Origin of the sequence: Methanomethylovorans sp. PtaU1.Bin093, assembly GCF_002067275.1 — an archaeon.
Taxonomy (GTDB): domain Archaea; phylum Halobacteriota; class Methanosarcinia; order Methanosarcinales; family Methanosarcinaceae; genus Methanomethylovorans.
On the sequence record NZ_MVQX01000087.1, the window covers coordinates 25,344 to 47,841 of the forward strand.

26 protein-coding genes and 1 tRNA gene are annotated in these 22,498 nt (G+C 45.9%); 11 read left to right on the plus strand and 16 right to left on the minus strand.

Going from position 1 to position 22,498, the window contains the following annotated elements; all coding sequences use genetic code 11:
* Nucleotides 1-23 precede the first annotated feature (23 nt).
* Nucleotides 24-557: a GDYXXLXY domain-containing protein gene (locus A4E24_RS09400; protein WP_292353050.1), complete on the minus strand. Its 534-nt coding sequence runs from the start codon at nucleotides 555-557 to the stop codon at nucleotides 24-26.
* Nucleotides 541-1,818, minus strand: a complete 1,278-nt coding sequence (locus tag A4E24_RS09405; protein WP_292353051.1) for a DUF2157 domain-containing protein — start codon at nucleotides 1,816-1,818, stop codon at nucleotides 541-543. Before A4E24_RS09405 ends, A4E24_RS09400 begins: the two co-directional genes overlap by 17 nt.
* A gap of 458 nt (nucleotides 1,819-2,276) precedes the next feature.
* Between A4E24_RS09405 and A4E24_RS09410 the strand changes: the two genes are divergently transcribed.
* Both A4E24_RS09410 and tpiA read left to right on the plus strand, forming a co-directional pair.
* On the plus strand, nucleotides 2,277-3,473 hold the full coding sequence (locus A4E24_RS09410) for a bifunctional 5,6,7,8-tetrahydromethanopterin hydro-lyase/3-hexulose-6-phosphate synthase (protein WP_292353053.1): 1,197 nt from the start codon (nucleotides 2,277-2,279) through the stop codon (nucleotides 3,471-3,473).
* Nucleotides 3,474-3,524: 51 nt separating this feature from the next.
* A complete protein-coding gene (gene tpiA / locus A4E24_RS09415; protein WP_394334460.1) occupies nucleotides 3,525-4,181 on the plus strand; it encodes a triose-phosphate isomerase in 657 nt (218 codons plus the stop codon).
* Between the two features lie 36 nt (nucleotides 4,182-4,217).
* Here the strand turns inward: tpiA and A4E24_RS09420 are convergent, their stop codons facing one another.
* From A4E24_RS09420 to A4E24_RS09450, 7 genes are all read right to left on the minus strand, one after another.
* Complete coding sequence (locus A4E24_RS09420; RefSeq protein ID WP_292353054.1) at nucleotides 4,218-4,526, minus strand: hypothetical protein; 309 nt, start codon at nucleotides 4,524-4,526, stop codon at nucleotides 4,218-4,220.
* Between the two features lie 96 nt (nucleotides 4,527-4,622).
* Nucleotides 4,623-5,924, minus strand: coding sequence for a prephenate dehydrogenase (locus tag A4E24_RS09425; RefSeq protein ID WP_292353136.1), 1,302 nt, complete (start codon nucleotides 5,922-5,924; stop codon nucleotides 4,623-4,625).
* 2 nt (nucleotides 5,925-5,926) lie between these two features.
* Nucleotides 5,927-6,748 (minus strand): shikimate dehydrogenase, encoded by an 822-nt coding sequence (gene aroE / locus A4E24_RS09430; protein ID WP_292353055.1) that lies wholly within the window; start codon nucleotides 6,746-6,748, stop codon nucleotides 5,927-5,929.
* The gene (gene aroD / locus A4E24_RS09435; protein ID WP_292353056.1) at nucleotides 6,745-7,449 is read right to left on the minus strand and encodes a type I 3-dehydroquinate dehydratase; all 705 of its coding nucleotides are present in this window, start codon (nucleotides 7,447-7,449) and stop codon (nucleotides 6,745-6,747) included. The genes aroE and aroD overlap by 4 nt, the downstream gene beginning before the upstream one ends.
* 11 nt (nucleotides 7,450-7,460) lie before the next feature.
* Complete coding sequence (locus A4E24_RS09440; protein WP_292353137.1) at nucleotides 7,461-8,603, minus strand: 3-dehydroquinate synthase II; 1,143 nt, start codon at nucleotides 8,601-8,603, stop codon at nucleotides 7,461-7,463.
* Between the two features lie 14 nt (nucleotides 8,604-8,617).
* Nucleotides 8,618-9,415, minus strand: coding sequence for a 2-amino-3,7-dideoxy-D-threo-hept-6-ulosonate synthase (locus A4E24_RS09445; RefSeq protein WP_292353058.1), 798 nt, complete (start codon nucleotides 9,413-9,415; stop codon nucleotides 8,618-8,620).
* A gap of 130 nt (nucleotides 9,416-9,545) precedes the next feature.
* The gene (locus A4E24_RS09450) at nucleotides 9,546-10,904 is read right to left on the minus strand and encodes an ATPase domain-containing protein (RefSeq protein ID WP_292353139.1); all 1,359 of its coding nucleotides are present in this window, start codon (nucleotides 10,902-10,904) and stop codon (nucleotides 9,546-9,548) included.
* Between the two features lie 180 nt (nucleotides 10,905-11,084).
* On the opposite strand from A4E24_RS09450, the gene A4E24_RS09455 reads away from it, so the two are divergent.
* Nucleotides 11,085-11,654 (plus strand): GMP synthase subunit A, encoded by a 570-nt coding sequence (locus A4E24_RS09455; RefSeq protein ID WP_292353059.1) that lies wholly within the window; start codon nucleotides 11,085-11,087, stop codon nucleotides 11,652-11,654.
* An 18-nt stretch (nucleotides 11,655-11,672) separates the two neighbouring features.
* Here the strand turns inward: A4E24_RS09455 and A4E24_RS09460 are convergent, their stop codons facing one another.
* The 3 genes from A4E24_RS09460 to A4E24_RS09470 all read right to left on the minus strand — a co-directional run bounded on the left by A4E24_RS09460 (nucleotide 11,673) and on the right by A4E24_RS09470 (nucleotide 13,951).
* A complete protein-coding gene (locus A4E24_RS09460; RefSeq protein WP_292353061.1) occupies nucleotides 11,673-12,992 on the minus strand; it encodes a signal recognition particle protein Srp54 in 1,320 nt (439 codons plus the stop codon).
* Between the two features lie 239 nt (nucleotides 12,993-13,231).
* Nucleotides 13,232-13,696 (minus strand): universal stress protein, encoded by a 465-nt coding sequence (locus A4E24_RS09465; protein WP_292353062.1) that lies wholly within the window; start codon nucleotides 13,694-13,696, stop codon nucleotides 13,232-13,234.
* A 180-nt stretch (nucleotides 13,697-13,876) separates the two neighbouring features.
* Nucleotides 13,877-13,951 (minus strand) — tRNA-Met (locus A4E24_RS09470).
* Nucleotides 13,952-14,012: 61 nt separating this feature from the next.
* Here A4E24_RS09470 and A4E24_RS09475 point away from each other — a divergent pair.
* The 3 genes from A4E24_RS09475 to A4E24_RS09485 are packed head-to-tail and all read left to right on the plus strand — an operon-like array spanning nucleotide 14,013 to nucleotide 15,564.
* Nucleotides 14,013-14,342, plus strand: a complete 330-nt coding sequence (locus A4E24_RS09475) for a hypothetical protein (protein ID WP_292353064.1) — start codon at nucleotides 14,013-14,015, stop codon at nucleotides 14,340-14,342.
* Nucleotides 14,343-14,355: 13 nt separating this feature from the next.
* Nucleotides 14,356-14,781 carry a Zn-ribbon domain-containing protein gene (locus tag A4E24_RS09480; protein WP_292353065.1) on the plus strand — a complete coding sequence of 142 codons (426 nt, stop codon included), beginning with the start codon at nucleotides 14,356-14,358 and terminating at the stop codon, nucleotides 14,779-14,781.
* Between the two features lie 21 nt (nucleotides 14,782-14,802).
* On the plus strand, nucleotides 14,803-15,564 hold the full coding sequence (locus tag A4E24_RS09485; RefSeq protein ID WP_292353066.1) for a heparan-alpha-glucosaminide N-acetyltransferase: 762 nt from the start codon (nucleotides 14,803-14,805) through the stop codon (nucleotides 15,562-15,564).
* A 42-nt stretch (nucleotides 15,565-15,606) separates the two neighbouring features.
* Here A4E24_RS09485 and dinB read toward each other — a convergent pair whose 3' ends face one another.
* The gene (gene dinB / locus A4E24_RS09490; RefSeq protein ID WP_292353067.1) at nucleotides 15,607-16,689 is read right to left on the minus strand and encodes a DNA polymerase IV; all 1,083 of its coding nucleotides are present in this window, start codon (nucleotides 16,687-16,689) and stop codon (nucleotides 15,607-15,609) included.
* A gap of 131 nt (nucleotides 16,690-16,820) precedes the next feature.
* Here dinB and A4E24_RS09495 point away from each other — a divergent pair, with 131 nt between their 5' ends.
* From A4E24_RS09495 to dapB, 4 genes are all read left to right on the plus strand, one after another.
* Nucleotides 16,821-17,108: a hypothetical protein gene (locus A4E24_RS09495; RefSeq protein ID WP_292353068.1), complete on the plus strand. Its 288-nt coding sequence runs from the start codon at nucleotides 16,821-16,823 to the stop codon at nucleotides 17,106-17,108.
* A gap of 173 nt (nucleotides 17,109-17,281) precedes the next feature.
* Nucleotides 17,282-17,476, plus strand: a complete 195-nt coding sequence (locus A4E24_RS09500; protein ID WP_292353069.1) for a 30S ribosomal protein S17e — start codon at nucleotides 17,282-17,284, stop codon at nucleotides 17,474-17,476.
* A 20-nt stretch (nucleotides 17,477-17,496) separates the two neighbouring features.
* A complete protein-coding gene (dapA, locus tag A4E24_RS09505; RefSeq protein ID WP_292353070.1) occupies nucleotides 17,497-18,372 on the plus strand; it encodes a 4-hydroxy-tetrahydrodipicolinate synthase in 876 nt (291 codons plus the stop codon).
* Nucleotides 18,369-19,160, plus strand: a complete 792-nt coding sequence (gene dapB / locus A4E24_RS09510; RefSeq protein ID WP_292353071.1) for a 4-hydroxy-tetrahydrodipicolinate reductase — start codon at nucleotides 18,369-18,371, stop codon at nucleotides 19,158-19,160. Before dapA ends, dapB begins: the two co-directional genes overlap by 4 nt.
* Nucleotides 19,161-19,162: 2 nt before the next feature.
* Here the strand turns inward: dapB and pyrI are convergent, their stop codons facing one another.
* The 3 genes from pyrI to A4E24_RS09525 form a co-directional block, all read right to left on the minus strand.
* A complete protein-coding gene (gene pyrI / locus A4E24_RS09515; RefSeq protein WP_292353072.1) occupies nucleotides 19,163-19,657 on the minus strand; it encodes an aspartate carbamoyltransferase regulatory subunit in 495 nt (164 codons plus the stop codon).
* Complete coding sequence (gene pyrB, locus A4E24_RS09520; protein WP_292353073.1) at nucleotides 19,654-20,580, minus strand: aspartate carbamoyltransferase; 927 nt, start codon at nucleotides 20,578-20,580, stop codon at nucleotides 19,654-19,656. Before pyrB ends, pyrI begins: the two co-directional genes overlap by 4 nt.
* 68 nt (nucleotides 20,581-20,648) lie before the next feature.
* On the minus strand, nucleotides 20,649-21,104 hold the full coding sequence (locus A4E24_RS09525) for a DUF5788 family protein (RefSeq protein WP_292353074.1): 456 nt from the start codon (nucleotides 21,102-21,104) through the stop codon (nucleotides 20,649-20,651).
* A 73-nt stretch (nucleotides 21,105-21,177) separates the two neighbouring features.
* Between A4E24_RS09525 and hxlA the strand changes: the two genes are divergently transcribed.
* On the plus strand, nucleotides 21,178-22,497 hold the full coding sequence (gene hxlA / locus A4E24_RS09530; RefSeq protein WP_292353075.1) for a 3-hexulose-6-phosphate synthase: 1,320 nt from the start codon (nucleotides 21,178-21,180) through the stop codon (nucleotides 22,495-22,497).
* The last annotated feature ends 1 nt before the right edge of the window (nucleotide 22,498 follow it).

The window sequence follows — 22,498 nt, forward strand, 5'->3', positions numbered from 1 at the left end:
TCACAAAGCAGTTATCACTCGATTCAAAAACCCAATGGCCCATCGTTTATTCTAAGCTCTTTCAACACGGAGGAACCTTTTGAGTCAACTGCTACTATCGCAGAAACATTTCCGGAGTTGATCTGGCTTTCGATGATTTTCCCTTTGCCTTCAGGTACAAAGTAACTTTCGATCCCCCATTCAACTATCACCATATTATCATAAGCAGAGGTAACTGTTCCTTTCATCCTCACTTCACCGCTCTTTGACAATGGTTTTGTATGGCTTACTGAATCAATGCTCCAGTACTTTTCTTTTTTGGAAAGAGTGGCATATATTGTGTCACCTGTTGAATAATTACTATCTGAAGGTATTTGATCCAGGTCCAATCGTGATATTTCATAGCTCAGAGCAACATAGTCACCTCTGAACATGTCTCTTGGGTCCACCGGTTCCACCTTTAGCACAATGTTCTCTCCTTGGCTTAGGGTGAACAATTTCGGAGCAAAGAATATCGTTATCACTATCAATGGAAATAATATGGTAAGCACAAGTTCTTTTTTATTCAGTGGTCTCACCTCCTTTTATCTCCATGATGAGGGATTGTCTTTTTTTCTCCAGGTACCAGCTGAGCGCTATGAGTACCAGCCCTCCTATGATGAAGGCAATAGATCTGGGCAATAGCCCATAGAGCGTTGTGAAATACAGATTCAGGACCCCAAGTACAAAAAAGAACATGCCTATATTAATGAAAGGCACAGTGGACCTGTGGTATCCTATAAGGATGCTGGCAATGGCCAGTATGAGCAGTATGAGATTGAAAGCCACGAACAATGCTGTGGCAATGTGCGGATCCACCTCTCTGTAGGAATAGAATTCATCTGTGATCGTTGTGGTCAGATTATCGCTGAATAATCTCAACGCGTTCGTACCAGCCCAGCCCAGGAAAGCCATTAAGAGGATAAAGAACTCATATTTTACCTCTTCATGTTGTTTGTATATCCTCAGGCTTGAGATTATGAACACCAATGCTGTGACCGCAAACAAAATTGAAAATGCCTGAACCTGCCATGTTGTTGGCTCCATATTTGTCAATATGTTGAAGTAAAGTGTTTCTGTACTGAAAAAGAAGTACGATAAGAGGATAAAGAACAGGCCAAATCCTTGATATATTGTTCTGAACCGAGCATACTTCTCATATCTTGTGTGTAGCTGCCCCAGCCCGTAAAGGTTTACTCCAACAAGTAAATACGACATGAATATCTCAAAAATGCTCAGGTATAGATCGCCTGAACCAACAAAAAAGAAAGTCCACAGTATAAAAGTGAATATGTTCAGTGAAAGGATGCTTTTAGAATTAAAGGCATATCCTAAAGGCAGTATGGATAAAAACCACAGGAACACCAGCCAATGTGTATCTGCATTAACATTCAATATCTGGGCAGTTAAAAAGATCGTAACACCTACGAAAATAGATGCCAGCAAAAGCAGGGCATCGCCCAGTGCTGGTCTGTCTTTTCTTTCATATTTCAGCTTCCAGCCAGCATAATAAGTGCTAACTGTCGTACCTGCCAGAAGTATCATTTTCAGTGCATCAGGGATCCTTCCCCAATTAGAAGCCACGAACAGGATGGCTCCCATTCCCACAAGCACAGCACCTAAAATGGAAATCACGGTCGTTACTTTTGAAGACCCTGACCTTGGTTTTAGTTCGGCTGATGATCTCTCAGCCAGTTTCAGGCGGGCTAAGATCTTCTGTACCTGGGCATCATCAATGATACCTTCTTCCTTCCACTCCAGAACTTCTTTCTGAAGCCAAGTGTCATCCATTTTCCCCATACTAATCTCCCCTATATTAAATATTATTCACGTGTGTATTTATTTATTCCGTAAAAGTTGAACAGAAAAGTCCGAAGGAGGCTCACAGTCATCTTTCATTTATAAATTTATAGCCGGTCTTCTGACTGCGTTATTTTTTCCTGAACATTCTATTAAAAAACAGTCGAAGGAACATCTGATCAACGCAAGGACGCAGTGGCACTAAGGCTCAAAGGATGATCGTCTCTGCGTCTTCGCGTTTCATATCTCTTTTTTGTAATATTGCCTGAATGCTGATATTGCAGAACAAAACCGAAAAGGTACTTTGAAATATACTATAGCCATCAGAAAACTAAAATATTAAAAAAGGTTGCATCGCAAACATAATATAAAATGGGTCAGTTTCCATCACTGACTTATATAAAGTCGCATATGAAGAGTATATATAGTCTTTATTGATGCAATTTTGTAGGTGAAGTATGTTACTAGTCGGAGAAGCACTCATCGGCGAGGAACCAGAACTCGCACACGTAGACCTTATCATTGGTGACAAGAACGGTCCTGTAGGACTTGCCTTTGCAAACGGCCTTACTCAGCTGTCTGCCGGGCACACTCCTCTTTTGTCAGTCATCCGTCCCAACCTGCCAGCCAAACCCTCCACGCTCATCGTCCCCAAAGTTACTGTAAAGAACATGGGACAGGCAGCCCAGATCTTCGGTCCTGCACAGGCGGCCGTGGCAAAGGCTGTTGCAGATGCCGTGGAAGAAGGCGTCATCGACAAGAAGGACGTGGAAGACCTTGTGATCGTAGCCAGCGTGTTCATACACCCTGAAGCAACGGACTACAACAGGATCTACAGGTATAACTACGGTGCCACCAAGCTGGCTCTAAAGAGGGCCATGGAAGGCTTCCCAAGCGTGGAAACAGTTATGAAAGAGAAGGACAGGGCTGCTCACGGCATCATGGGATTCAAGGTCACAAGACTTTGGGATGCTCCATACCTGCAGGTTGCCCTTGACAACCCCAACATCGCAGCCATCCGCAGTATCGTCGCCCAGATCCCCAAGAGCGACCACGTGATACTGGAAGCCGGTACACCGCTCATAAAACGCTACGGCGTGGATGTCATTTCCCAGCTGCGTGAGGTCAGGCCTGACGCCTTCATCGTAGCAGACCTCAAGACCTTGGATACAGGCAACCTCGAAGCCCGCATGGTTGCAGATGCAACCGCAGACGCCATTGTGATCTCAGCCCTGGCACCGGTCTCAACTCTTCAAAAAGCCATCGAAGAGGCACACAAGACAGGCATTTATGCCGTAATGGACACCCTCAACTGCGAAGATCCTGTCGCAGTGCTCAGCGAGCTCAAGAAAATGGGCAGCTTGCCTGATGTTGTGGAACTGCACCGTGGTATCGATATCGAGGAAACGGAACACGCATGGGGTAACATTGCAGATATTAAGGCTTTCTCCACTGAATCCCATAAGGTGCTGGTGGCAGTGGCAGGCGGTATACGCATAGACACCATGCCAGTAGCTCTGGAAGCAGGAGCCGATATCCTTGTGGTAGGCCGTGCCATCACCAATGCCAAGGATGTAAGGCAGGTGGCAGAGAAATTCATAGAAGGCATGAACAAATCAGAGATCGACCAGTTCAGGGTCATGACAGATTTCTGAGCGTGTGCAATGCACACGCTTTTTTCAGGAGGGGTTAAGATCAGCTCAATTATGATAGTGTTGAACCTGAAGACATATCTTGAAGGCACAGGAGAGAACTCAGTAAAGATCGCACAGGCATGTAAGGATGTTGCAGACGATTCGGGCATTGACATTGCAGTTGCCCCGCAGTTCTGCGATATCTATCGCGTTGCTTCCCAGGTGGACATACCTGTATATTCGCAACACCTTGACAGCGTAGGTGCAGGCAGTTTTACAGGCCATGCCTTTTCCAGATGTATCAAGGATGCCGGAGCGGTCGGCACTCTCATAAACCACTCTGAAAGAAGGCTTACGCTTGCTGAGATCGATGCTTCCGTGCAGGCCGCAAAGAAAACAGGTCTTGCTACCATTGTCTGCACGAACAACGTGCCCACATCCGCTGCCGCAGCAGCCCTGTTTCCGGATTACGTTGCTGTGGAACCCCCGGAGCTTATAGGTTCAGGCATCCCGGTATCTAAGGCAGATCCCGCGGTGGTCACAGGCTCGGTAGAAGCTATCCTGAAAGTCAACCCTGCGGTAAAAGTGCTCTGCGGAGCCGGCATTTCCAAAGGTGAGGACCTTGCGGCAGCCCTTGAACTTGGTTCAGTGGGTGTGCTGCTGGCTTCAGGCATAGTGAAAGCCGCAGATCCGAAGGCAGCTCTTGAAGATCTAGTAAGCAAGGTATGATGTTATTCTGATCTTGTTTTGACCTTTTTTTCATTCTCAGGGCAGGAAAACCCAGCTGATGAACAGCATGATAATAGTTATGCCTATGCGCTTGTACATGGGTATGTTGATCCCGAAACTGCTGCGCAACATCTCAGATATGCCCACAGGTGGCGGAGCGATCATAAGTGCCGCAAGGAACAAGGGAATACCTGCAAGCAGGTTCCTTGATACAAGTATAAGGTATAGGCCCTGCAGTCCAAGATATATGCCAAAGGCAGATAAGAAGAACAAACCACCTTTCTGGAATCTCAGGCGCTGGTCAGGAGCCATTTGCATTTTTTCAACAAAACCATTTGTTTTCATATTTTCACCGGATACTTCCCATGGTGATTGAACGCGCCTGCATATAACAGTAAGCCATGTGAATATAACAATGCCATTATCAAATTACTTTTGTGCTCATAATCTAAACTGGCATCCTATGCCACACAGGACCCTTTCTACGTCGGTTTGCACTTTGTCAGGCTCCTGATCTGCTAATATGCTGATGCGGTAGGTAACACTTTTTACCCCATCAAGGAGGTACGTGTCAATGATCTCAGACCCTACTATGTTCTCATTGACTGATATGATCTCCAATATGGTCCCTGGGTCTGCATTCTCAGGAACTGTAACAGATATGTCCCTTCTATGATGTGTGAGATTTTTTATCTTCCACTCTTTCAGCTCCGGTGGTGAAAGCAGCTGTATGTTCTCTATTTTCAGGGATACCATTTTATTCCCTTCTGCAAGCATGACCTCTGTGGGTGTGACCTTCCAGAGATTACCCACATGTATCTTTCCAGAGTACACATGCAACAGCCCGCATTCTTCTCCCAATGATGCCAGAAGGTGTTCATATTCAGCAATTTTGTAATTGATCAGCTTGTCAGAACGTCTGAGAGCAGGTGAAGTATCCCCAAAGTGAATGGCTGCATCCTTCATCTTCGTGATGAAACCTTCCAGGTCATGCTTCTTTACCATTTCCGAAGTGCTGTGGCATTCCTGAAGGAAGGCATCATGCACTCTGGTCACTTCCGGGTTCTCCATCTGTATCATCGCATAGAGGTAAGGGTTCTGTCCCAGTATCCTGCCCACGAAATCCAGCATTATGTCATACACAGGGCTCATGAACCTGCGGGATTCCTTCACATTGAAATCAAGCCTTTCCAATGTCGTACCTATGGTTATGTATGCAAAATGAGTAAGCCCCTGAACTACAGAAACGAACCTGTCATGTTCCTCTGGGCTGACGATCACTATGTGCGCCCCGCTCCCTTCCAACATCTCTTTGATAACAGGGAACCATTTCTGACATCTGTCAGCTATGGGTGTCAGGATGAACCTCTGTCCGTGCAGGTTTGATATAGTGGGTCCGAACATGGGGTGGGTCCCCAGGATCTCCACATCAGCAGGAGCATATTTTTGCATAGCACGGGTGGGTCCGGTTTTCAGGGAAGTGAGGTCCATGAGCAGGCTGCCTGTTCTCATCAGGGGTGCAACCTCCTCAATGACCTGCTCAGTAATGTCGATTGGTACGGAAATTATCACCACGTCACTTTCGGCCACTTCGGCATGCAGATCATGAGCGAACCTGACACCCAGCCTTGCAGCTATCTCTGTCTTTCCGCTCTTGCCCCAGATACTGACATCAAACCCCTTTTCCCTGAAGAAGGTGGAGAACCACTGTCCCATTTCACCGGTACCACCCACAATGAGCATTTTCAAGTTCTCAGCGCTCCCATCACAGCTTCCTTCATCACTTCCACAGGTGGCTCCACGCCTGTCCATATTCTGAAAGCTTCCGCACCCTGATATATCAGCATCATCACTCCTGATACTGTCCTTGCTCCGGCCTTTTCAGCTTCCATAAGCAGTTTCGTTTTCAGTGGATTGTACACAATATCAAAGACCACGAGACCTGCATGCATCTGCTTTACTGTCGCTATGGTAGCTTCCACCTGCGGATGCATTCCTAAGGTGGTGCAGTTGATCAGCACGTCAGCGCTGGCTATAAGATCGTCCAGCTGACCAAGCCCGCAGCCTCTCACATTTCCCACAAGGGCAACGTCTTCTGCGAGCTGTATCGCTCTTTCAGCCGTACGGTTAGCAATGGTCACATCCGCTCCATCACTTGCAAGCTGAAAACCGATTCCCCTGGCAGCGCCTCCAGCACCGACTATCAGCACCTTCGCTCCCTCTATTTTCACACCTGCATCAACAAGGGCCTTTTCTGCCCCAATGCCATCGGTATTGTATCCCCTTATGCCATCCTTGAGGTCTACGGTATTGACCGCTCCCATGACTGCTGCAATGGTATCCGGCTCCACTATCTTCAGAGCCTCTTCCTTCAGGGGCACAGTAAGGTTCAGTCCCCCGAATCCCATGGCATGTGCTCCTTTGATAGCATCTTCAAGGTTTTCCTTGCTGACCCTGAAGGCGTGGTAGGCGCAGTCCATTCCCAGAGCTTTGAATGCAGCATTGTGCATCACAGGGGAAAGTGAGTGCTCTATGGGGTCGCCGAACACAGCAAATATTTTCTTCATAACAGCACCTTCATCGTTCTCTTCAGTTCTGCTATGTTCAGCTGTCCCGGCGCCACAGCCTCTCCAATTGAGCCATAAGTGAGCACTGACCCATAGAATGGTGCTGTTACCCGTGTATGTTTTCCAAGATCGCCCATGGATATCATGCATACGGGTCTGGTAGCTTCATGAGTTACCCGCAGAAGGTTCATGGTATCGGCAGACGAATTGGCCTTCGCAGCGAACTTGGCTATGTCGCCTCCACATTGCCATGCCATTTCCAGCATCTCCTTGATCTTTTCTATGGGAGGGGTTCCATTAAAATCATGATGCGAGACTATAACTGTTTTACCAAGTCCATGTGCGGTGGATATGAGCTTATCCCGCAGATCAGGCAACGCAGCAAGTTCCACATCCACCGCATCCACCACAGGCAGGATATCCAGAAGAAGCTGTATTCTCTTTTCTTCCGGCCCTTCCCATTTGCCCCCATCGACTGGTAATCTATTGGTTGCAATACATGAAAGGTTTATCTCTTCCTTTAAGCCTGCGATCATTTCCAGCGCTGACTTTGTATCTTTTATACCAAGCAGGTCCAGCCTGATCTCCAGTATGTCTGCCCCCCTCAAGAGCGCCGCTTTGGCCTGTTCCACTGGATAATCACTTATGACGGCTACAACAGCCGTTCCCTCTGACAGGTCGACGCTGCCTATCTTTACCATGCGCCCTCTGATCATTTCTCGATGATAGTTTCCTCTACCTTCATTCCGAAATGCCGGCCTATTTCCTCGAACTTTATCAGCACCTCGTCCCCGGGTTGCAGGTCGGTGACCGCTATGGGCTTTCCGCCTTTGCTCACCAGTTTGATGGTCTCTGCGTTCTGTACGATGGTCTTGACAATCTTTCCGTTAAGGTCGGCCTCTATGAGCATAAGTGGCCTCCTCTCGATCTTTACCCTGCCCACGATGCCTTTTCTTTGCTCGCCGGCCGCATTGACGATAGCCACCTCGTCACCAGCTTCCAGTTCACACAGGTATTTCGTCTTCTCTCCCACCAGTACATAAGCATGTACAGCTCCGGCATTCACTCGAAATGGCCGTGATGCAACATACGGACTGTCATCAGCCTCCGAGTTCACAAGGAAAAGGCCGCAGGATTGTGAGCCTACAAGCATACCTTCTCCGCTTGTCATAAGGTTGCATGTGTCCACACATACACGATCACCCATGCCCACCTGTTCCACTTTTGTGACGATGGCAGCTGCAAGTTCAATATCCTCGACACCAGACCTTTCTGCCATACCCACAGTTCTCTTTATGTCACTTGGGTCGTCAGTATCCAATAACACACCATCGGATCCATGTTCCATGGTCTCGAGGGAAAGCTTTGCTTCTTCAGAGGTCCTGACCCCGGAAATGATCTGTACGTCTTTGTCATGCAGTCCTGCAATGAGGTTTTCCAGAGGAATTACTTTCCAGTCAGTGCCGACAGTGATGATGTAGTCGCAGGCTCCGGCTAGTTCTGCTGCAAACTCCTCATATTGTTTATTGCGGATGACCACGTACCCGGCTACCTTCAGGCCTTTGTCTTTCAGGCGGGTGGCCGTTATTATATCAAAAGAGCCACTGAAGTCAGGGGGCAGTGGTTTTGTTCCATCCCCTTCGCTTCCTTTTCCTATTACTATGATGTCTGCAGCAGACCTTTCGTCATGAGCGAAAGCTGCAACCTTTATGTCCCCCAGTTCCCGGACCTTCTCAACATCACTGGCATCTACGAGTACATAATCGACACCAGATTCCAGTCCGGTGGTGATCCTGCCTTTCCTGTCATCCCACCTGCCTTCATCGGCTTTTATCCATACGCTTTTCCTGTTCATGTTCTCACGTTGTTTCACTTAAGCATCTCAAGAGCTTCTTCTACAGTACGGTCCTTATGCACTATCTCTGTTATTGCTCTTGTAATTTTTGTGGGATCCTTGTGCTGGAAAACATTCCTGCCAATGGCCACTCCTCTGCTGCCCGCATCAATGGCGCCTCTTATCATTTCCAGGAACTGTTCGTCGGTTTCTGTCTTAGGTCCGCCAGCAATAACAACTGGCACCGGACATCCTTCCACAACATCCTTAAACGAATCCACATCCCCTGTGTATACTGTCTTGACCACATCTGCTCCAAGTTCTGCTCCCACTCTTGCAGCATGGGCCACCATCACAGGATCATGTGGGTTTGTTACCTTTTTACCCCGTGGGTACATCATGGCAAGTAATGGTATGCCCCAGATATTGCAGTCTTCAGCTACCTTTCCAAATTTCTGGAGCTGGTCGGCCTCTGTTTCAGAACCCACGTTCACATGTATGGATACTGCATCAGCTCCCATTTTCATCACTTCTTCCACGCTGCAGACCTGAACTTTGTTGTTAGGGTCCGGTCCCAGGGAAGTGGATGCGCTCATATGCACTATTAAGCCGACATCATGACCGTATCCACGGTGTCCGTGCTTTATCATGCCCTTTTGCATGAGCACCGCGTTTGCTCCGCCTTCAGCTACTTTATTGATGGAATCTGCAATGTTGATGAGACCTTTTATAGGGCCATCGGATATGCCGTGATCCATCGGTATTATCACCATGTTCCTGCTGTTCCTGTCCATGATCCTTTCAATACGTATGCTTTTTCCAATTTCTGACATATTTATGATCTCCATTCTAGTGCCATGCTAGTATGTTACATAGTAACATGGTTAAGGTATATAAAGTTATTTAGACAAAATAAGTAACTTTCAGGTCCTTCTGGGGCAGAATAAGTTATTGTTCGCCTTTTTACTCACGCATGAGATCCTCTATCACAAAACCGTTTGAGTTGATCTCATATCTTGCAGGCCCCTTTTCATGATCACTGCCTCTCATCTTGATTATTGATAAGGACTTCTGCAAACCAGAGGATATAAGGCTCTGTTGCAGCAATATTACGGTGTCTGCAACTGATGTTATCTGTATTTTGCATATCTTTGAGCGTTCTTTGCTTTCAGTGGTAAGACAGGTCAGAAGTGATGTAACTCCTTCGTTCCTGAACATTCTTGAGAGAGCAGCAATATGCTGTTTTCTTTCTATTTGGTCCGCAAGGACATAATCAAAACCTTCTACTGCATCCAGGAACATTCTCTTTGCCTTTATTTCCCGGATGGCTTTCTGAATTTGCACCATATGTTTGTTAGGGTCCAGTTCAGAGGGTAAAGTGTGAATGATCTTTAAACTATCTTGTTTATACATTCCCTTTAGATCCCATCCAAAGTTGGAAGCATGTAAGAACAGTTCCTCAGGAGTTTCATCAAAATTGATAATGATGCCAGGTTCCCCTTTTTTCGCTCCTTCCATTATGAAATTGAGCCCAAGTACTGTTTTACCCGTGCCTGTAGATCCGGCTATAAGGTTCGAGGATCCTTCTAACAATCCGCCTCCAAGCATCTCATCAAGCATGGGTGTGCCAATGGAAATACGTTCTTCAGAAGCGGTTATGGAATAGTTGGCATGTGCAATATCTTTCGGATAGACGGATATGCCATCGGTTCCGATCTCAAATGTATGCTTTCCCTGAATGGATGACATACCACTCACTTTCATTAATTCGATGTATCGCCTGGTGATATGTGGGTCAAGGTCTTGAGAGAGATAGATTATGTTGTCTACTATATCGCTGATCACGTTGCTCTTTACAGCTTCTGGTTCCAGAGTGCCTGTAAAGCAGACCACCGCATTCCATTCATTGAGTGCAGCGTTAAGGGAATACATGAACCTTCTCCTTTCGGCTTCCGGGAATCCGAATCCTATAGGTGTGACAGGATCTATCAGTATCCTGTCGGGTCTAAGTGAACTTACGATATTCCCCAGTTCTACAAGCATGGTGAGAGGGTCTCTTTCCACACTACTGACATTAAAGGTGCGGATGTTTATATTCTCTTCAAAGAAACTGAACCGTGAAAGGATCTGTCGTATCATTGCTTCAGGTTTGGATGAAATAGCTACGTACAGCACCTTCTCTCCTTTCCTTGCTGCAGCGCACAGGCTCTGTATTCCAAGCGTGGTCCTTCCTGTCCCAGGTGTTCCTGCAATGAATGTGGTCGAGGGACTAAGGACCCCTCCCCCGAGAACTTCGTCCAATCCCTCTATTCCGGTAGACACAATATTCAAAACAACATCCTCGCGCGATTTGAACTTATTCGCAATATATTATTTATACCCTATAAGTATTTATTTATACATTATTGATAGATAGCTTCATTTTTGGTATTATTGTAAAATAGCATATGTATTTATATTGATTCACCATACTTGCGATAAATACCCGGGTGAGTCTATATCATGAAAACAATGAACATCCTTGTTATCAATAACTATGGTCAATTCTGCCATCTCATCCACCGTACTATCCGGGACCTGGATATGGATACGAGCATGATCTCCAATACATCTTCCGTGGAAGACATCCTGTCAAAAGGACCGGACGGACTGGTGCTCAGTGGCGGTCCGACTTTGGAAAGGGCGGGCAATTGTGCACAGTATATAAAGGAGATCGATCTCCCTATTCTTGGGATCTGTCTGGGGCATCAGGTGATGGCCAGAACATTTGGCGGAGAGGTCGGTCCGGGTAAATATGGCGGATATGCCGAGGTCGAGGTCGAGGTCCTTGAACAAGATGATATCCTTCAAGGCATGGCTCCGCGCACATCTGTCTGGGCTTCACATGCCGATGAAGTAAAAACCCTGCCTGAAGGTTTTATCCGGCTGGCAAGGTCCGAAATTTGCGAAATAGAGGCCATGAAGCATGAACACAGGCCCCTCTATGGTGTGCAGTGGCACCCGGAAGTTGCCCACACGGAAAAAGGTACGGACCTTTTCTTAAATTTCTTTAAGGTATGTGAGGATCATTGACCGCATACCTCTTTGGTTTTACATGCCGAATTTCTTCATCATTTTCTGCATGTTGAATTTACCGCCACGCAAACCTTTCATGGTATTCTGCATCGTCTTATAGTACTTCAACAATTCTCTCACATCTTCAGGACTGCATCCTGATCCTATGGAGATGCGCTTTATCCTGGCACTTCCTATAAGGCGCGGATTGAGCATTTCTTCCTCAGTCATGGAGTCCATTACCACACGGTACCTTGTAAGTTTCTCCCCAGTTACCTGGTATGCTTCCTCAGGCACCTTTACACCCATACCTCCCAGTGGCAGCATCTGCATGATCTGTTTCATTGGGCCCATTTTGTTGAGGGTTTCCAGTTGCTTGTACATGTCCTTGAGGGTAAAGCGTCCCCTCATCATGGCTTCCATGTCAAGTTCTTCTTCTTTCAGGTTTTCCTGGGCTTTCTCTATAAGTCCTTTTATATCGCCCATTCCAAGTAGTTTAGATATGAACCTGTCAGGTTCGAACTTCTCCAGGTCTTCGGGTGTTTCTCCAACACCGATGAACGCGATGGAGGAATTTGTCTCAGAAACGGCAGATATGGCCCCACCGCCCTTTGCCGTGCCATCCAGCTTAGAGATGACAACTCCTGAGATACCGATAGAATCGTTGAAAGCTCTTGCCTGTTCGCTTGCCTGCTGACCTATCGCACCATCAAGTACAAGCAATTTGTAATCCGGATGTGCAATTGCATGGATCTGCTCCATTTCCTCGATGAGGTCCTTTTCAAGAGAGTGGCGTCCTGCAGTGTCTATTATGATCACATCGTATTTTTCCACTTCCTTAAGACCTCTTTCTACGATCCCCACTGCATCGGGATTGCCTTCCTCTCCGTAAAAAGTGACGTTAAGTTTGCCACAAAGGGTATTCAACTGCTGGTATGCACCGGGCCTGAACGTATCTGCACATATCACTGCCGGTCGAAGACCTTTGCGCTGGAAATATCTTGCAAGTTTCGATGTGGTGGTGGTCTTACCGCTACCCTGAAGCCCTATCATCATGATCTTCTGGGGTTTCAGGGGAATATCTGTGCCTTTACCTATGATATTGATAAGTTCCTGGTAGACGATCCTTATCACATGCTCACGGGGGTTCATGCCTGAAGGCACATCTTCCTTCATAGCACGCTCCTTGATGTGGTTCGACATCGTCATGACAAGCTTGACATTGACGTCAGCCTGCAGCATTGCTCTTTGGATGTCCTTTACCACTTCATTTACCGTGTGTTCGTCTATCCTGCCGGATTTGACGAGTTTCTTAAGTGCATCCTGCAAGGAGTTTCCGAGTTTTTCCATTACCATTTAAGGATCGTCCTGTTCAGTTCTTTTTCATTATTAAAGGGTTGCCTTTATTTAATTATATTGCAGGACTTCCATTATGCCCAAAATATTGCATCTTCTGAGTCCCGTGATGATGCAATGCACTTCAGGATCAGGTCAAAGGCATCTTTGTGTTGGCCTTTACCAAATGGAGAAAAAAAAGGTGAAAACACGTGTTTCACCTCGATTTGCACTCAATGCTAAAAGGTATCTTCAATAGATCACTTAACTATCATGACTCGTGTCTTTGCGTGCCTTACCACATCTACAGCCACGCTGCCCATAATTATCCTGTCGATGCCGGATCTTCCCAAAGTTCCCATCACTATCAGATCAATGTCGTTCTTCTCTGAAAAGCTAATTATCTCAGAACCCGGATGCCCTTTGACCATCACAGTTTCAACTTTCACTCCTGCTATTCTTCCCATCTCCACTACAACATCAAGTGCTTTTTTCCCATCAGCTTCCAGATTTTTTTCAAATTCCTTTTCTTCAAGGGAAACTCCTTTTGGAGACTCGATAGGCACACCAAAATATGAAAGATGAGGTATATAAGGCAAGACATTCAGTGCAAATAGCTTTGCCCCTGTCATCTTTGCCATCTCTATGGCAGAGGATGCTGCCTTCTTAGCATTTTCTGAACCATCTGTTGCAATGACTATCTTTTTGTACATTTCACTCTGCATACTATGCACTCCCATATTTTTCTATTACAAAAAGAGTAAGCCACGCAATGCCATAAAGCTTTTGGATAAGTTTAATATAGGCTCTATGGAATACATTTTCCTTCTAAAAAAGATTCACATAGGCAGCATTTATAGCAGACTACGTTACAGAGTAAAATATAGTTAGTTAAAAAAAATCAGTAGCGGGGAATGGATTCGAACCATTGGTCTACGGGTTATGAGCCCGTCGGGATCTCCTGGCTACCCTACCCCGCTTCATATTTTGCTTATGACGATGTACTCCCATTCAACGGTATCATTACAGATAAATGTTGCGATGGAAGAGTCAGTGAAAACATACATTACAAGGGATATGGGGTATAAAAAATTTAATATGTTAGTAGGGGAGGTCTTGGTCATGTTATTGCCGGCTAAGTTTAAATCTTATGGGAAAAGCGAAACAGGATATATGGAACATACAGGCTATAAAATGCCTATGGTGAGTGCATCATTCTCCTGGCCCGTTTGCTTTTTGGATAGCCCAGCTTTGCAGGTTGAAATAGGTCTATCTCCTCTGCCACCAAAATCCTTCTGGAAGGTCTTCTGCAGTGTAGCAATGAAAGGCATTGTGGTAGGAAGGGTTTTAATATATCCCTGCGCTTATTAAAAAACGGTGAAATATGTCACATAAGTGCACCAGATGTGGAGAAATATTCGTTGATGGAGCCGCAGTTATCCTCAGTGGCTGTCCATCATGTGGGTGGAACAAGTTCCTCTACGTTAAAGGTCCTGAAGAAGAGCATCAAGTTCCGGAAAAGGCCGCTCATGAGATCCTTGACGAAACCCACAAGCAAGAGACTCCTGCAGAGAAGCTGATCAAAGAGATAGATGAGATCATAGGTATAGAAAAACAGGAACGCAGTGTCATAGAGGAGGATGGTGACAGGGTGGAATCCGTTCGTATACTTGGTCCCGGGTCTTACGAACTCAACCTGGATTCCCTGTTGCAGCGTAAGGAGATCATCATGGCCATCAAGGAAGACGGCACATATGCCCTGCACCTGCCTTCTGTTTTTAAGGCAGAGAGAAAAGAAAAGAAAAAGTGATCGTTTCCGGGGCAGCGTGTAATGCGCAGCGTTCACAAAAGGTTCTGGGAAATTGATGCACTGAGGGGGGTCGCCATACTCCTTATGGTGCTGTTCCATTTCCTTTATGATCTGGTGTTCTTCGATATATCTCACGTAGATATTTGGTCGGGGCCTGTATTTTATATCGGCAGGAGTGCAGCTATTCTTTTTGTTTTCCTTGTAGGCGTTTCCCTTAGCCTCAGCCATTCCAGAAGTAAGGTATTAGGATTGCAGGTTAGCTTCAACAAATATTTCAAAAGGGGCTTTCACATCTTTCTATGGGGTATGGTCTTCACTCTGGCAAGCTGGGTGCTTTTCCCGGATAAGGTCATAGTGTTCGGTGTTTTGCATTTCATTGGCGTAGCTATCGTATTGTCATATCCTTTACTGGAATATCGCCTTCCCAATCTTATCGGAGGGTTTATCGTTCTTTTTCTGGGAGGATTAGTGGAAAACTTCACAGTTGATCTTCCATGGCTTATATGGGTTGGCCTGACCCCTGCAGGTTTCCAGACACTTGATTATTTTCCTTTGTTGCCCTGGTTTGGCGTTACTATGTTGGGAATATTTGCAGGTAACATGATGTATCCTGATCATCACCGTAAATATGAACTCCCTGATCTCTCTCAGAATCCATTGATATCTGCTCTTGAGTTCATGGGAAGAAGATCACTGGCAATATATATCATACACCAGCCTCTGCTGGTTGTTGTCCTGTACGCCTCTGGGATTATTGATGTTAATTCCCTGGGAATTCAGTAGTTCAAAATTCAGTAGTTCTATTAAGTACCGTGAATAAATGTTTTAGTAATCTGTGATCAATGTTTGCCTTTCATCTATCTTTTCAAGATTTGAGACCCCAACTCCAAGCAGTCTGAACCTGCCGGTCCCTGTGAATTCTTTCATGAGATGCAGGGCTTCTCTTCTCATAACGTAGAGGTCTGTACTGGCACAGCTTAAGGTCCTGGACCGCGTATAGGTGCTGAAGTTCCCGTATCTGACTCTGATAGTGACGGTACGAAAACGGTATCTTTTTTTCAGAAGGGATGCATGTACCTTCTCGGACAGAACGTAGAATACCTTTTTTATGGTATCAGAATCAGCTATGTCCTCGTCGAAGGTATCTTCCTTGCTGATGGATTTTACTCCTTCTGTTTCCTCCACTTCTCTTTCGTCGATCCCGTTAGCCATCCGGTGCATTGTCAGTCCGAATTTTCCGAATCTCGCTATGAGCAGCTGCACGTCGTATGCTGCGAGCTGCCCAACGGTCCCCAGCCCCATTTCACGTAACAACAGAGCAGTTTTCTTTCCTATCCCTGGTATTTTAGATATGGGCAAAGGGTCTAGGAACTGTTTCGCTTCTTCGGGACTTACAACCGTAAGGCCGTCTGGCTTATTGAAATCGGATGCGATCTTGGCTATCACTTTGTTCGGGGCTATTCCCACGGAACATGTAAGTCCTTCCCTGCGCAGTATGTTTTCCTTGATGTTCTTTGCGACATCAATAGCTTTATCATAATCAGTGATGTCTTTGTCAAGCTCCATGTATGCTTCATCCACGCTGACCTGCTGGAATCTGGAAGAGAACTCTCTAAGTATTTCCATTATTCTGGAAGATGTACTTTTGTATAGTTCCATATCCACCGGTAAATATACGGCATCAGGGCATAGCTTATATGCTTTGGATATGGGCATTGCTGAATGTATGCCATATTTGCGGGCTTCATAGGAGCAGGTGCTTACTACGCCTCTTCCGGTACCTTTTTTAGGGTCAGAGCCCACTATCACGGGCTTTCCCCGGATCTCAGGTTTTTCCCTTGTTTCCACTGACGAGTAAAAACTGTCCATATCAATGTGCAGTGTTATACGGTTTTGGTCTGCGCTCATTTAGAACTTCATATATAATTCAGGGTTTATAATTTCCTATCCATGCACAGTGAAAGTAATCTATTCTAATGATATCTTTCCGGTGTATTGAAATAACATCATCTGCTTATTTATCAGGGAAGGAGGACTCAATGTACGTCTACATCTCGATCATGGCCTATTTTGTTGTGTTGTTCCTTACATTGCGGGACATCCGTATCTTCAGGCGCACAAGGATCGTGTCATACAGAAAGGGAGCTTTAAAGGGCATTATATCTTCTTTTGTAATGCTCATAGGTGTGATCCTGACCACCCTGAACCCGGAAATAGGTCTTTTGATCGTATTCATTGGTCTTTATACCAACCGCAAGGGCCAAAGGGAGGTCGTTTTCAGGCAGGCCAATGCTCTTGAAAGACTGCTTGGAAAGACAGATATATGATGCTGTGGATCTACACTCTTGTCCAGTACACCGCTTTTGTGGAATTCAGGATTTCGTTAGATGTATCTTTCATTCCAAAAGTTATAAATGCATGAGTAGTTATAAGCGGTACAAATTCCACTCTTGAGAATTCATATTAATATAACACACTTGCAATAGATGGAGAATCATATATGGGAAACATAAGACAGAACAATATCAAGACCATTTCACTTCGCCTTATAGACGCTTACGGTGACGCTTTCACAAAGGACTTTGATACGAACAAGCACCTTGTGACACAGTATACCACAATTGAAAGCAAGGTCATAAGGAACCGTGTGGCCGGCTATGTCACACGCAAGATGACTCACGTGCGCATGGAATAAGTTCCAGTCGAAGTGGTACCATGTTCGAAGGGGTATTTCCTGCTCTTATAACACCGTTCAATGCCGATAACAGAATAGATGTCACGTCTTTCAGGAACATTGTCGAGTATGTGGAAAAAGGCGGTGTTGCAGGAATGGTGGCTTGCGGAACCACCGGTGAGTCCGCGACCATGTCCACCCAGGAGCACATGGACCTCATCGATCTTACAGTAGATTGTGCCAAAACCACTGTTATCGCAGGCACCGGTTCTAACAACACCACCGAAGCAGTGGAGCTCACAAGGCATGCATACGATGCAGGCGCCAATGCGGTGCTGATCATATCTCCGTATTACAATAAGCCCAACAATGCCGGTCTGATCGCACACTTTTCCAGTATTGCCAGGTCTGCGGATATCCCTGTTATACTCTACAATGTGCCTTCCCGCACAGGGCAGGACATGCCTCTGGAAGTTATTACTGAGCTTTCCAAGATAGAGAACATCGTGGGCATAAAGGAAGCAAGCGGAAATCCGGTGAAGGTTTCCCGTATAATTGAAAACACAGTGGATGAGGACTTTGTGGTCATCTCAGGTGAGGATGGCCTTACATTGCCTCTTATGTGTATGGGAGCTGTGGGTGTTATTTCAGTGGTTGCAAATGTTGTTCCCGAAAAAATGGTTGACCTTGTGACCGCTGTTAGGAACAACGATCTTAAAACAGCCCAGGCACTTCATTATGAGCTTGCACCGCTGACACGCGCTCTCTTTTTGGAAACGAATCCCATTCCTGTAAAGAGAGCAATGGATATGCTAGGTCTGGCAAATGGCAGATTAAGGCTTCCTCTTGCTCCTTTAAGCAGAGAGCATGAAAGGGTCCTTGAAGATATCATGAGGGATCTGGGGTGCATATCATGATCAGAGCAGCAGTTACAGGTGCTTCAGGAAGGATGGGCAAGCTCATCATTTCCAATATTGTGGCTTTTGATGGAATGCAGCTTTCCGCAGCATTCGACCTGGTGAATATTGGTAAAGATGCAGGGGAAACTGCCCAGGTAGGTAATCTTGGTGTTGCTATATCCGATGTAAAGGACATGGAAAAGGTCCTTAAGGGGTCAGCTACTGATGTCCTGATCGACTTTACTATCGCCGATGCAACAGTTGTGAATGCCCCCAGGGCAGCTTCAGCGGGTGTGAACCTTGTCATCGGAACCACCGGCCTTTCCGATGAGCAAAAACATATCATTGAAACAGCTGTTTTTAAACATGCTGTGGCAGGGATCATCTCTCCTAACTTCTCAGTAGGCGTAAATGTATTTTTTAAGATACTTGCAGAGGCCTCAAAATATTTGGGAGACTTTGATATCGAGGTCATCGAAGCTCATCATAACAAGAAGAAAGATGCTCCCAGCGGCACTGCCATAAAGGCCGCAGATGTCATCAGTGCCACACTGGGTGGAAAAGAATATGTTTATGGTCGCCAGGGTCTTGCTCCCCGCAGCAAGGAAATAGGCATCCACGCAGTGCGCGGCGGGGACATCGTAGGTGATCATACGGTGCTGTTCGCAGGTGACGGTGAACGTATCGAGATAAAACACCAGGCACATTCCAGACAGTCTTTTGCTTCAGGTGCTGTAAAGGCTGCAGCATGGGTATGCAATGCCGGTCCGGGCATGTATACCATGGAAGATATCCTTGGCCTGTAAGTCTATTCTCTTAATAGATGGTCAGCTATGTCCTCTGATATTATGCGCTCGCAGTAGATACAGCGCAGGTTTATTATATTATCTTCCTCATAGACGCGGAATTTAGACGTAATAGGTTCAGAACTATTCGATATGCAGTTCGGGTTGACACATTGCACCACCCCTTCCACGTATTCAGGGATCTTGACCCTGTTCTTTTTGAGGACTTTGAAATCCCGTATTATGTTGATGGTTGCACTGGGCGCTATCAAAGATATCTTATCCAGTTCTTTGACCTTCAGTTCCCTGTTCTCGATCTTCACCACGTCTTTCTTACCGTACTTGCTGGGCGAATTAATGAGAACACTAACCACGCTTTCAAACTGGCCAGGCAGTTTTAGTATATGCAGGACATTAAGGGCCTGACCTGCATTTATATGATCTATGACCGTGCCATTTTCGATCGGCCTGACCCTTAGTCCGGGTTCCAGTTCAAAGTCCGTATTCTCGGAATTCATTCCATCCCTCCCATCACAAGGGCCAGAAGTGCCATCCTTACGGGCACCCCGTAAAAAGCCTGCTTGAAATAACAGGCATGTGAAGTGTTATCCACAAGCGGGTCAATCTCATTTACTCTGGGCAGAGGATGCATGATCTTCAGATGGCTTTTAGCATTCTCGAGGAGTTCCGGTGTGATCTGCAGGCTGCTGGCCACTCGGAGGTATTCTGCAGGATCAGGGAACCGTTCCTTCTGTATCCTCGTCACATATAATACATCCACCTCAGTGATGGCCTCATCGATAGAATCTGTCTGTCTCACTTTCATACCCCTGGCTTCCAGATCCTTTATTATCTCATAGGGCATGCGCAGTCCATCCGGCGAAACAAGGGTTATGTCAGCCCCGTAATGAGCAAGTGCATAGCACAGGGAATGTACGGTCCTTCCATATTTCAGGTCTCCTGCCAGAGCTATCCTTACCCCTTCCAGCTTACTTTCACGCTTGATCGTGTAAAGGTCCAGCAATGTCTGAGTGGGGTGATGTCCCGCCCCATCTCCTGCATTGATCACAGGCACTTGGGAGAACTCTGAAGCCATGCGTGCAGCTCCTTCCTTCGGATGTCGTAATACGATGGTATCTGCATAGCTCTGCACCACACGAATGGTATCGGCCAATGTCTCTCCTTTTGCTATAGAGCTTGCATCCACGGACCCCATGCTAAGTACTGCTCCTCCTAGCCTTAACATAGCGGTCTCAAAAGACATGCGTGTCCTGGTGCTGGGTTCAAAGAACAGTACAGCAAGCACTTTACCGGCAAGCATATCAGACCGCTCCTTCATGACAGCTATTGGTTCAAGTTTTTCCGCTGTCTCCAGTATATGGTCTATCATCTCTTTTGAGAAATCTTTCATTGATAGGATATGCATGTCTTTAAAGTACATTTATCGTAAGAGGTGCTACATCAGATATAATATTTGCTGGCAGCTTCTTCCATGATCCGATCAACTGTTCATCTTTTCGTATTTCTTCCCTTTCTGATGTCTTTGACAAAATGTTCCCATTCTTTGTCTTCAACATCTTTGCAGATATGTTTCGTATCCGGGATCTTTTTTCTCTTATTTTCTTCTTCGATTTCAGTGAGGTCCATTATAGCTCTCATGATACCTGCCGTCTGGGTGAACAAATTTTTTGCTTCTTCATAACTAATATCGTTTTGTTCTAGGTTCTTTTCATATTCATGTTCTTTTTCTTTTAGCAAAGCCAGAAACAGCTCTATATTCTCAATCTCTTTTGCAGAAAAATGGGTCTTATTGATGATCTCCCAGATTATCTCGTGTAGCTTGACATTTTTGCCTTCTATCTCTAATTCTCCGGGTATATTTTCACCTACCCAGAAGAGAGGCCTACGCAGCCTGTTCAGCAACTTGTTCCTTTCATTATCTGTGATTCTGTCCCCATTTCCCAAAAAGCTCCTCCCCATATTGGGTTAGGCTACATTCTATATTAAATCCCTCGATTAAGTTTATAGGTGTTAAGGTATGTTTAGTAGTAATAAATTATATTCAGAAGGTGATTACATCAGACCTATCATTCAGGTAGCCCTTGACCTGGTTGAAACAGACCGTGCCGTACAGATCGCAAAAGAAGCTATTGAGGGGGGTGTTGACTGGATAGAGGTCGGGACCCCTTTGATAAAAAGCGAGGGTATGGATGCAGTCAGAACTCTTAAAAAGACTTTCCCTCAGAAGATAATACTTGCCGACATGAAGGTGGCCGATACAGGTGCAATTGAGGTTGAAATGGCTTCAAAGGCAGGTGCAGATGTGGTAATGGTCCTGGCAGGAGCTGATGATTCAACTATCATTGAATCTGTGAAAGCTGCAAAAAAATATGGTGTCAAGATAATGGCAGACCTCATATCTGTGGCAGACCCCTCATCAAGGGCAAAGGAACTTGAAAAAATGGGTGTGGATTATATCAATGTGCATTCAGGTATTGACCAGCAGATGGTGGGCAGAGATCCTCTGGACATTATATCCGAGATCGTAAAAGTTGTCTCCACTCCCATTGCAGCTGCAGGTGGTCTCGATGCGGCGGGCTGTGCCAGGGCAGTGCAGGCAGGTGCAAGCATTGTCATTGTAGGTGGCAACATAATCCGATCTGCAGATGTATATGCTTCTGCCAGAAAGATAAGACAAAGTGTGGATTCCCCTTCCGTGGTACAAGTTCCAAAGCTTTCTCAGGATTCTGAGATACGCAAATTGTTAATGGAAGTTTCAACTCCTAATATCTCAGATGCCATGCACCGTAAAGGTGTCATGAAGGATATCCGTCCCATGCTGAAAGGTAAAAAAATGGTAGGTACTGCTGTAACTGTACAGACCTTCGGTGGCGATTGGGCAAAGCCAGTTGAGGCCATAGATATGGCAAAAGAGGGCGATGTCATTGTTATCTACAATGGCAGGAGAGATATAGCTCCCTGGGGCGGTCTGGCAACTCTCAGTTGTCTGAACAAAGGTATTGCCGGGGTAGTTATAGACGGGGCTATAAGGGATATCGATGATATCAGCACCATGAGCCTGCCTGTGTTCGCAAGCAGCTATGTGCCCAATGCCGGTGAACCCAAAGGTTTCGGTGAGATCAATGCCGAGATCACCTGCGGGTCACAGACCGTCAAGCCGGGAGATTACATTGTAGGCGATGACAATGGTGTTGTCGTTATACCAAAGGAGAACGCCTATGAGATCGCAAGAAGGGCTAAAGAAGTGGAAAAGACCGAGAAGCGTCTCTTTGAGGAACTAAAAAGAGGTGCAACGCTTTCTGAAGTGATGCAGCTTAAAAAATGGGAGAAACGCTGAT

Coding starts and splice junctions, on each gene's coding strand:
- A4E24_RS09475 (WP_292353064.1), top strand. CDS start 14,013: ATGGAAGAGTCAGTGAAAACATACATTACAAGGGATATGGGGTATAAA.
- pyrB (WP_292353073.1), bottom strand. CDS start 20,580: ATGTACTTTAAAGACATGCATATCCTATCAATGAAAGATTTCTCAAAA.
- A4E24_RS09485 (WP_292353066.1), top strand. CDS start 14,803: ATGCGCAGCGTTCACAAAAGGTTCTGGGAAATTGATGCACTGAGGGGG.
- A4E24_RS09445 (WP_292353058.1), bottom strand. CDS start 9,415: ATGTCAGAAATTGGAAAAAGCATACGTATTGAAAGGATCATGGACAGG.
- A4E24_RS09460 (WP_292353061.1), bottom strand. CDS start 12,992: ATGGTAATGGAAAAACTCGGAAACTCCTTGCAGGATGCACTTAAGAAA.
- hxlA (WP_292353075.1), top strand. CDS start 21,178: ATGTTTAGTAGTAATAAATTATATTCAGAAGGTGATTACATCAGACCT.
- A4E24_RS09425 (WP_292353136.1), bottom strand. CDS start 5,924: ATGCTCATTGTGGGTGGTACCGGTGAAATGGGACAGTGGTTCTCCACC.
- A4E24_RS09465 (WP_292353062.1), bottom strand. CDS start 13,696: ATGCAGAGTGAAATGTACAAAAAGATAGTCATTGCAACAGATGGTTCA.
- aroD (WP_292353056.1), bottom strand. CDS start 7,449: ATGGTAAAGATAGGCAGCGTCGACCTGTCAGAGGGAACGGCTGTTGTA.
- dapB (WP_292353071.1), top strand. CDS start 18,369: ATGATCAGAGCAGCAGTTACAGGTGCTTCAGGAAGGATGGGCAAGCTC.
- tpiA (WP_394334460.1), top strand. CDS start 3,525: ATGATAGTGTTGAACCTGAAGACATATCTTGAAGGCACAGGAGAGAAC.
- A4E24_RS09440 (WP_292353137.1), bottom strand. CDS start 8,603: ATGAACAGGAAAAGCGTATGGATAAAAGCCGATGAAGGCAGGTGGGAT.
- A4E24_RS09420 (WP_292353054.1), bottom strand. CDS start 4,526: ATGAAAACAAATGGTTTTGTTGAAAAAATGCAAATGGCTCCTGACCAG.
- dapA (WP_292353070.1), top strand. CDS start 17,497: ATGTTCGAAGGGGTATTTCCTGCTCTTATAACACCGTTCAATGCCGAT.
- dinB (WP_292353067.1), bottom strand. CDS start 16,689: ATGAGCGCAGACCAAAACCGTATAACACTGCACATTGATATGGACAGT.
- A4E24_RS09495 (WP_292353068.1), top strand. CDS start 16,821: ATGTACGTCTACATCTCGATCATGGCCTATTTTGTTGTGTTGTTCCTT.
- A4E24_RS09480 (WP_292353065.1), top strand. CDS start 14,356: ATGTCACATAAGTGCACCAGATGTGGAGAAATATTCGTTGATGGAGCC.
- A4E24_RS09455 (WP_292353059.1), top strand. CDS start 11,085: ATGAAAACAATGAACATCCTTGTTATCAATAACTATGGTCAATTCTGC.
- A4E24_RS09500 (WP_292353069.1), top strand. CDS start 17,282: ATGGGAAACATAAGACAGAACAATATCAAGACCATTTCACTTCGCCTT.
- A4E24_RS09405 (WP_292353051.1), bottom strand. CDS start 1,818: ATGGGGAAAATGGATGACACTTGGCTTCAGAAAGAAGTTCTGGAGTGG.
- A4E24_RS09410 (WP_292353053.1), top strand. CDS start 2,277: ATGTTACTAGTCGGAGAAGCACTCATCGGCGAGGAACCAGAACTCGCA.
- pyrI (WP_292353072.1), bottom strand. CDS start 19,657: ATGAATTCCGAGAATACGGACTTTGAACTGGAACCCGGACTAAGGGTC.
- aroE (WP_292353055.1), bottom strand. CDS start 6,748: ATGAAGAAAATATTTGCTGTGTTCGGCGACCCCATAGAGCACTCACTT.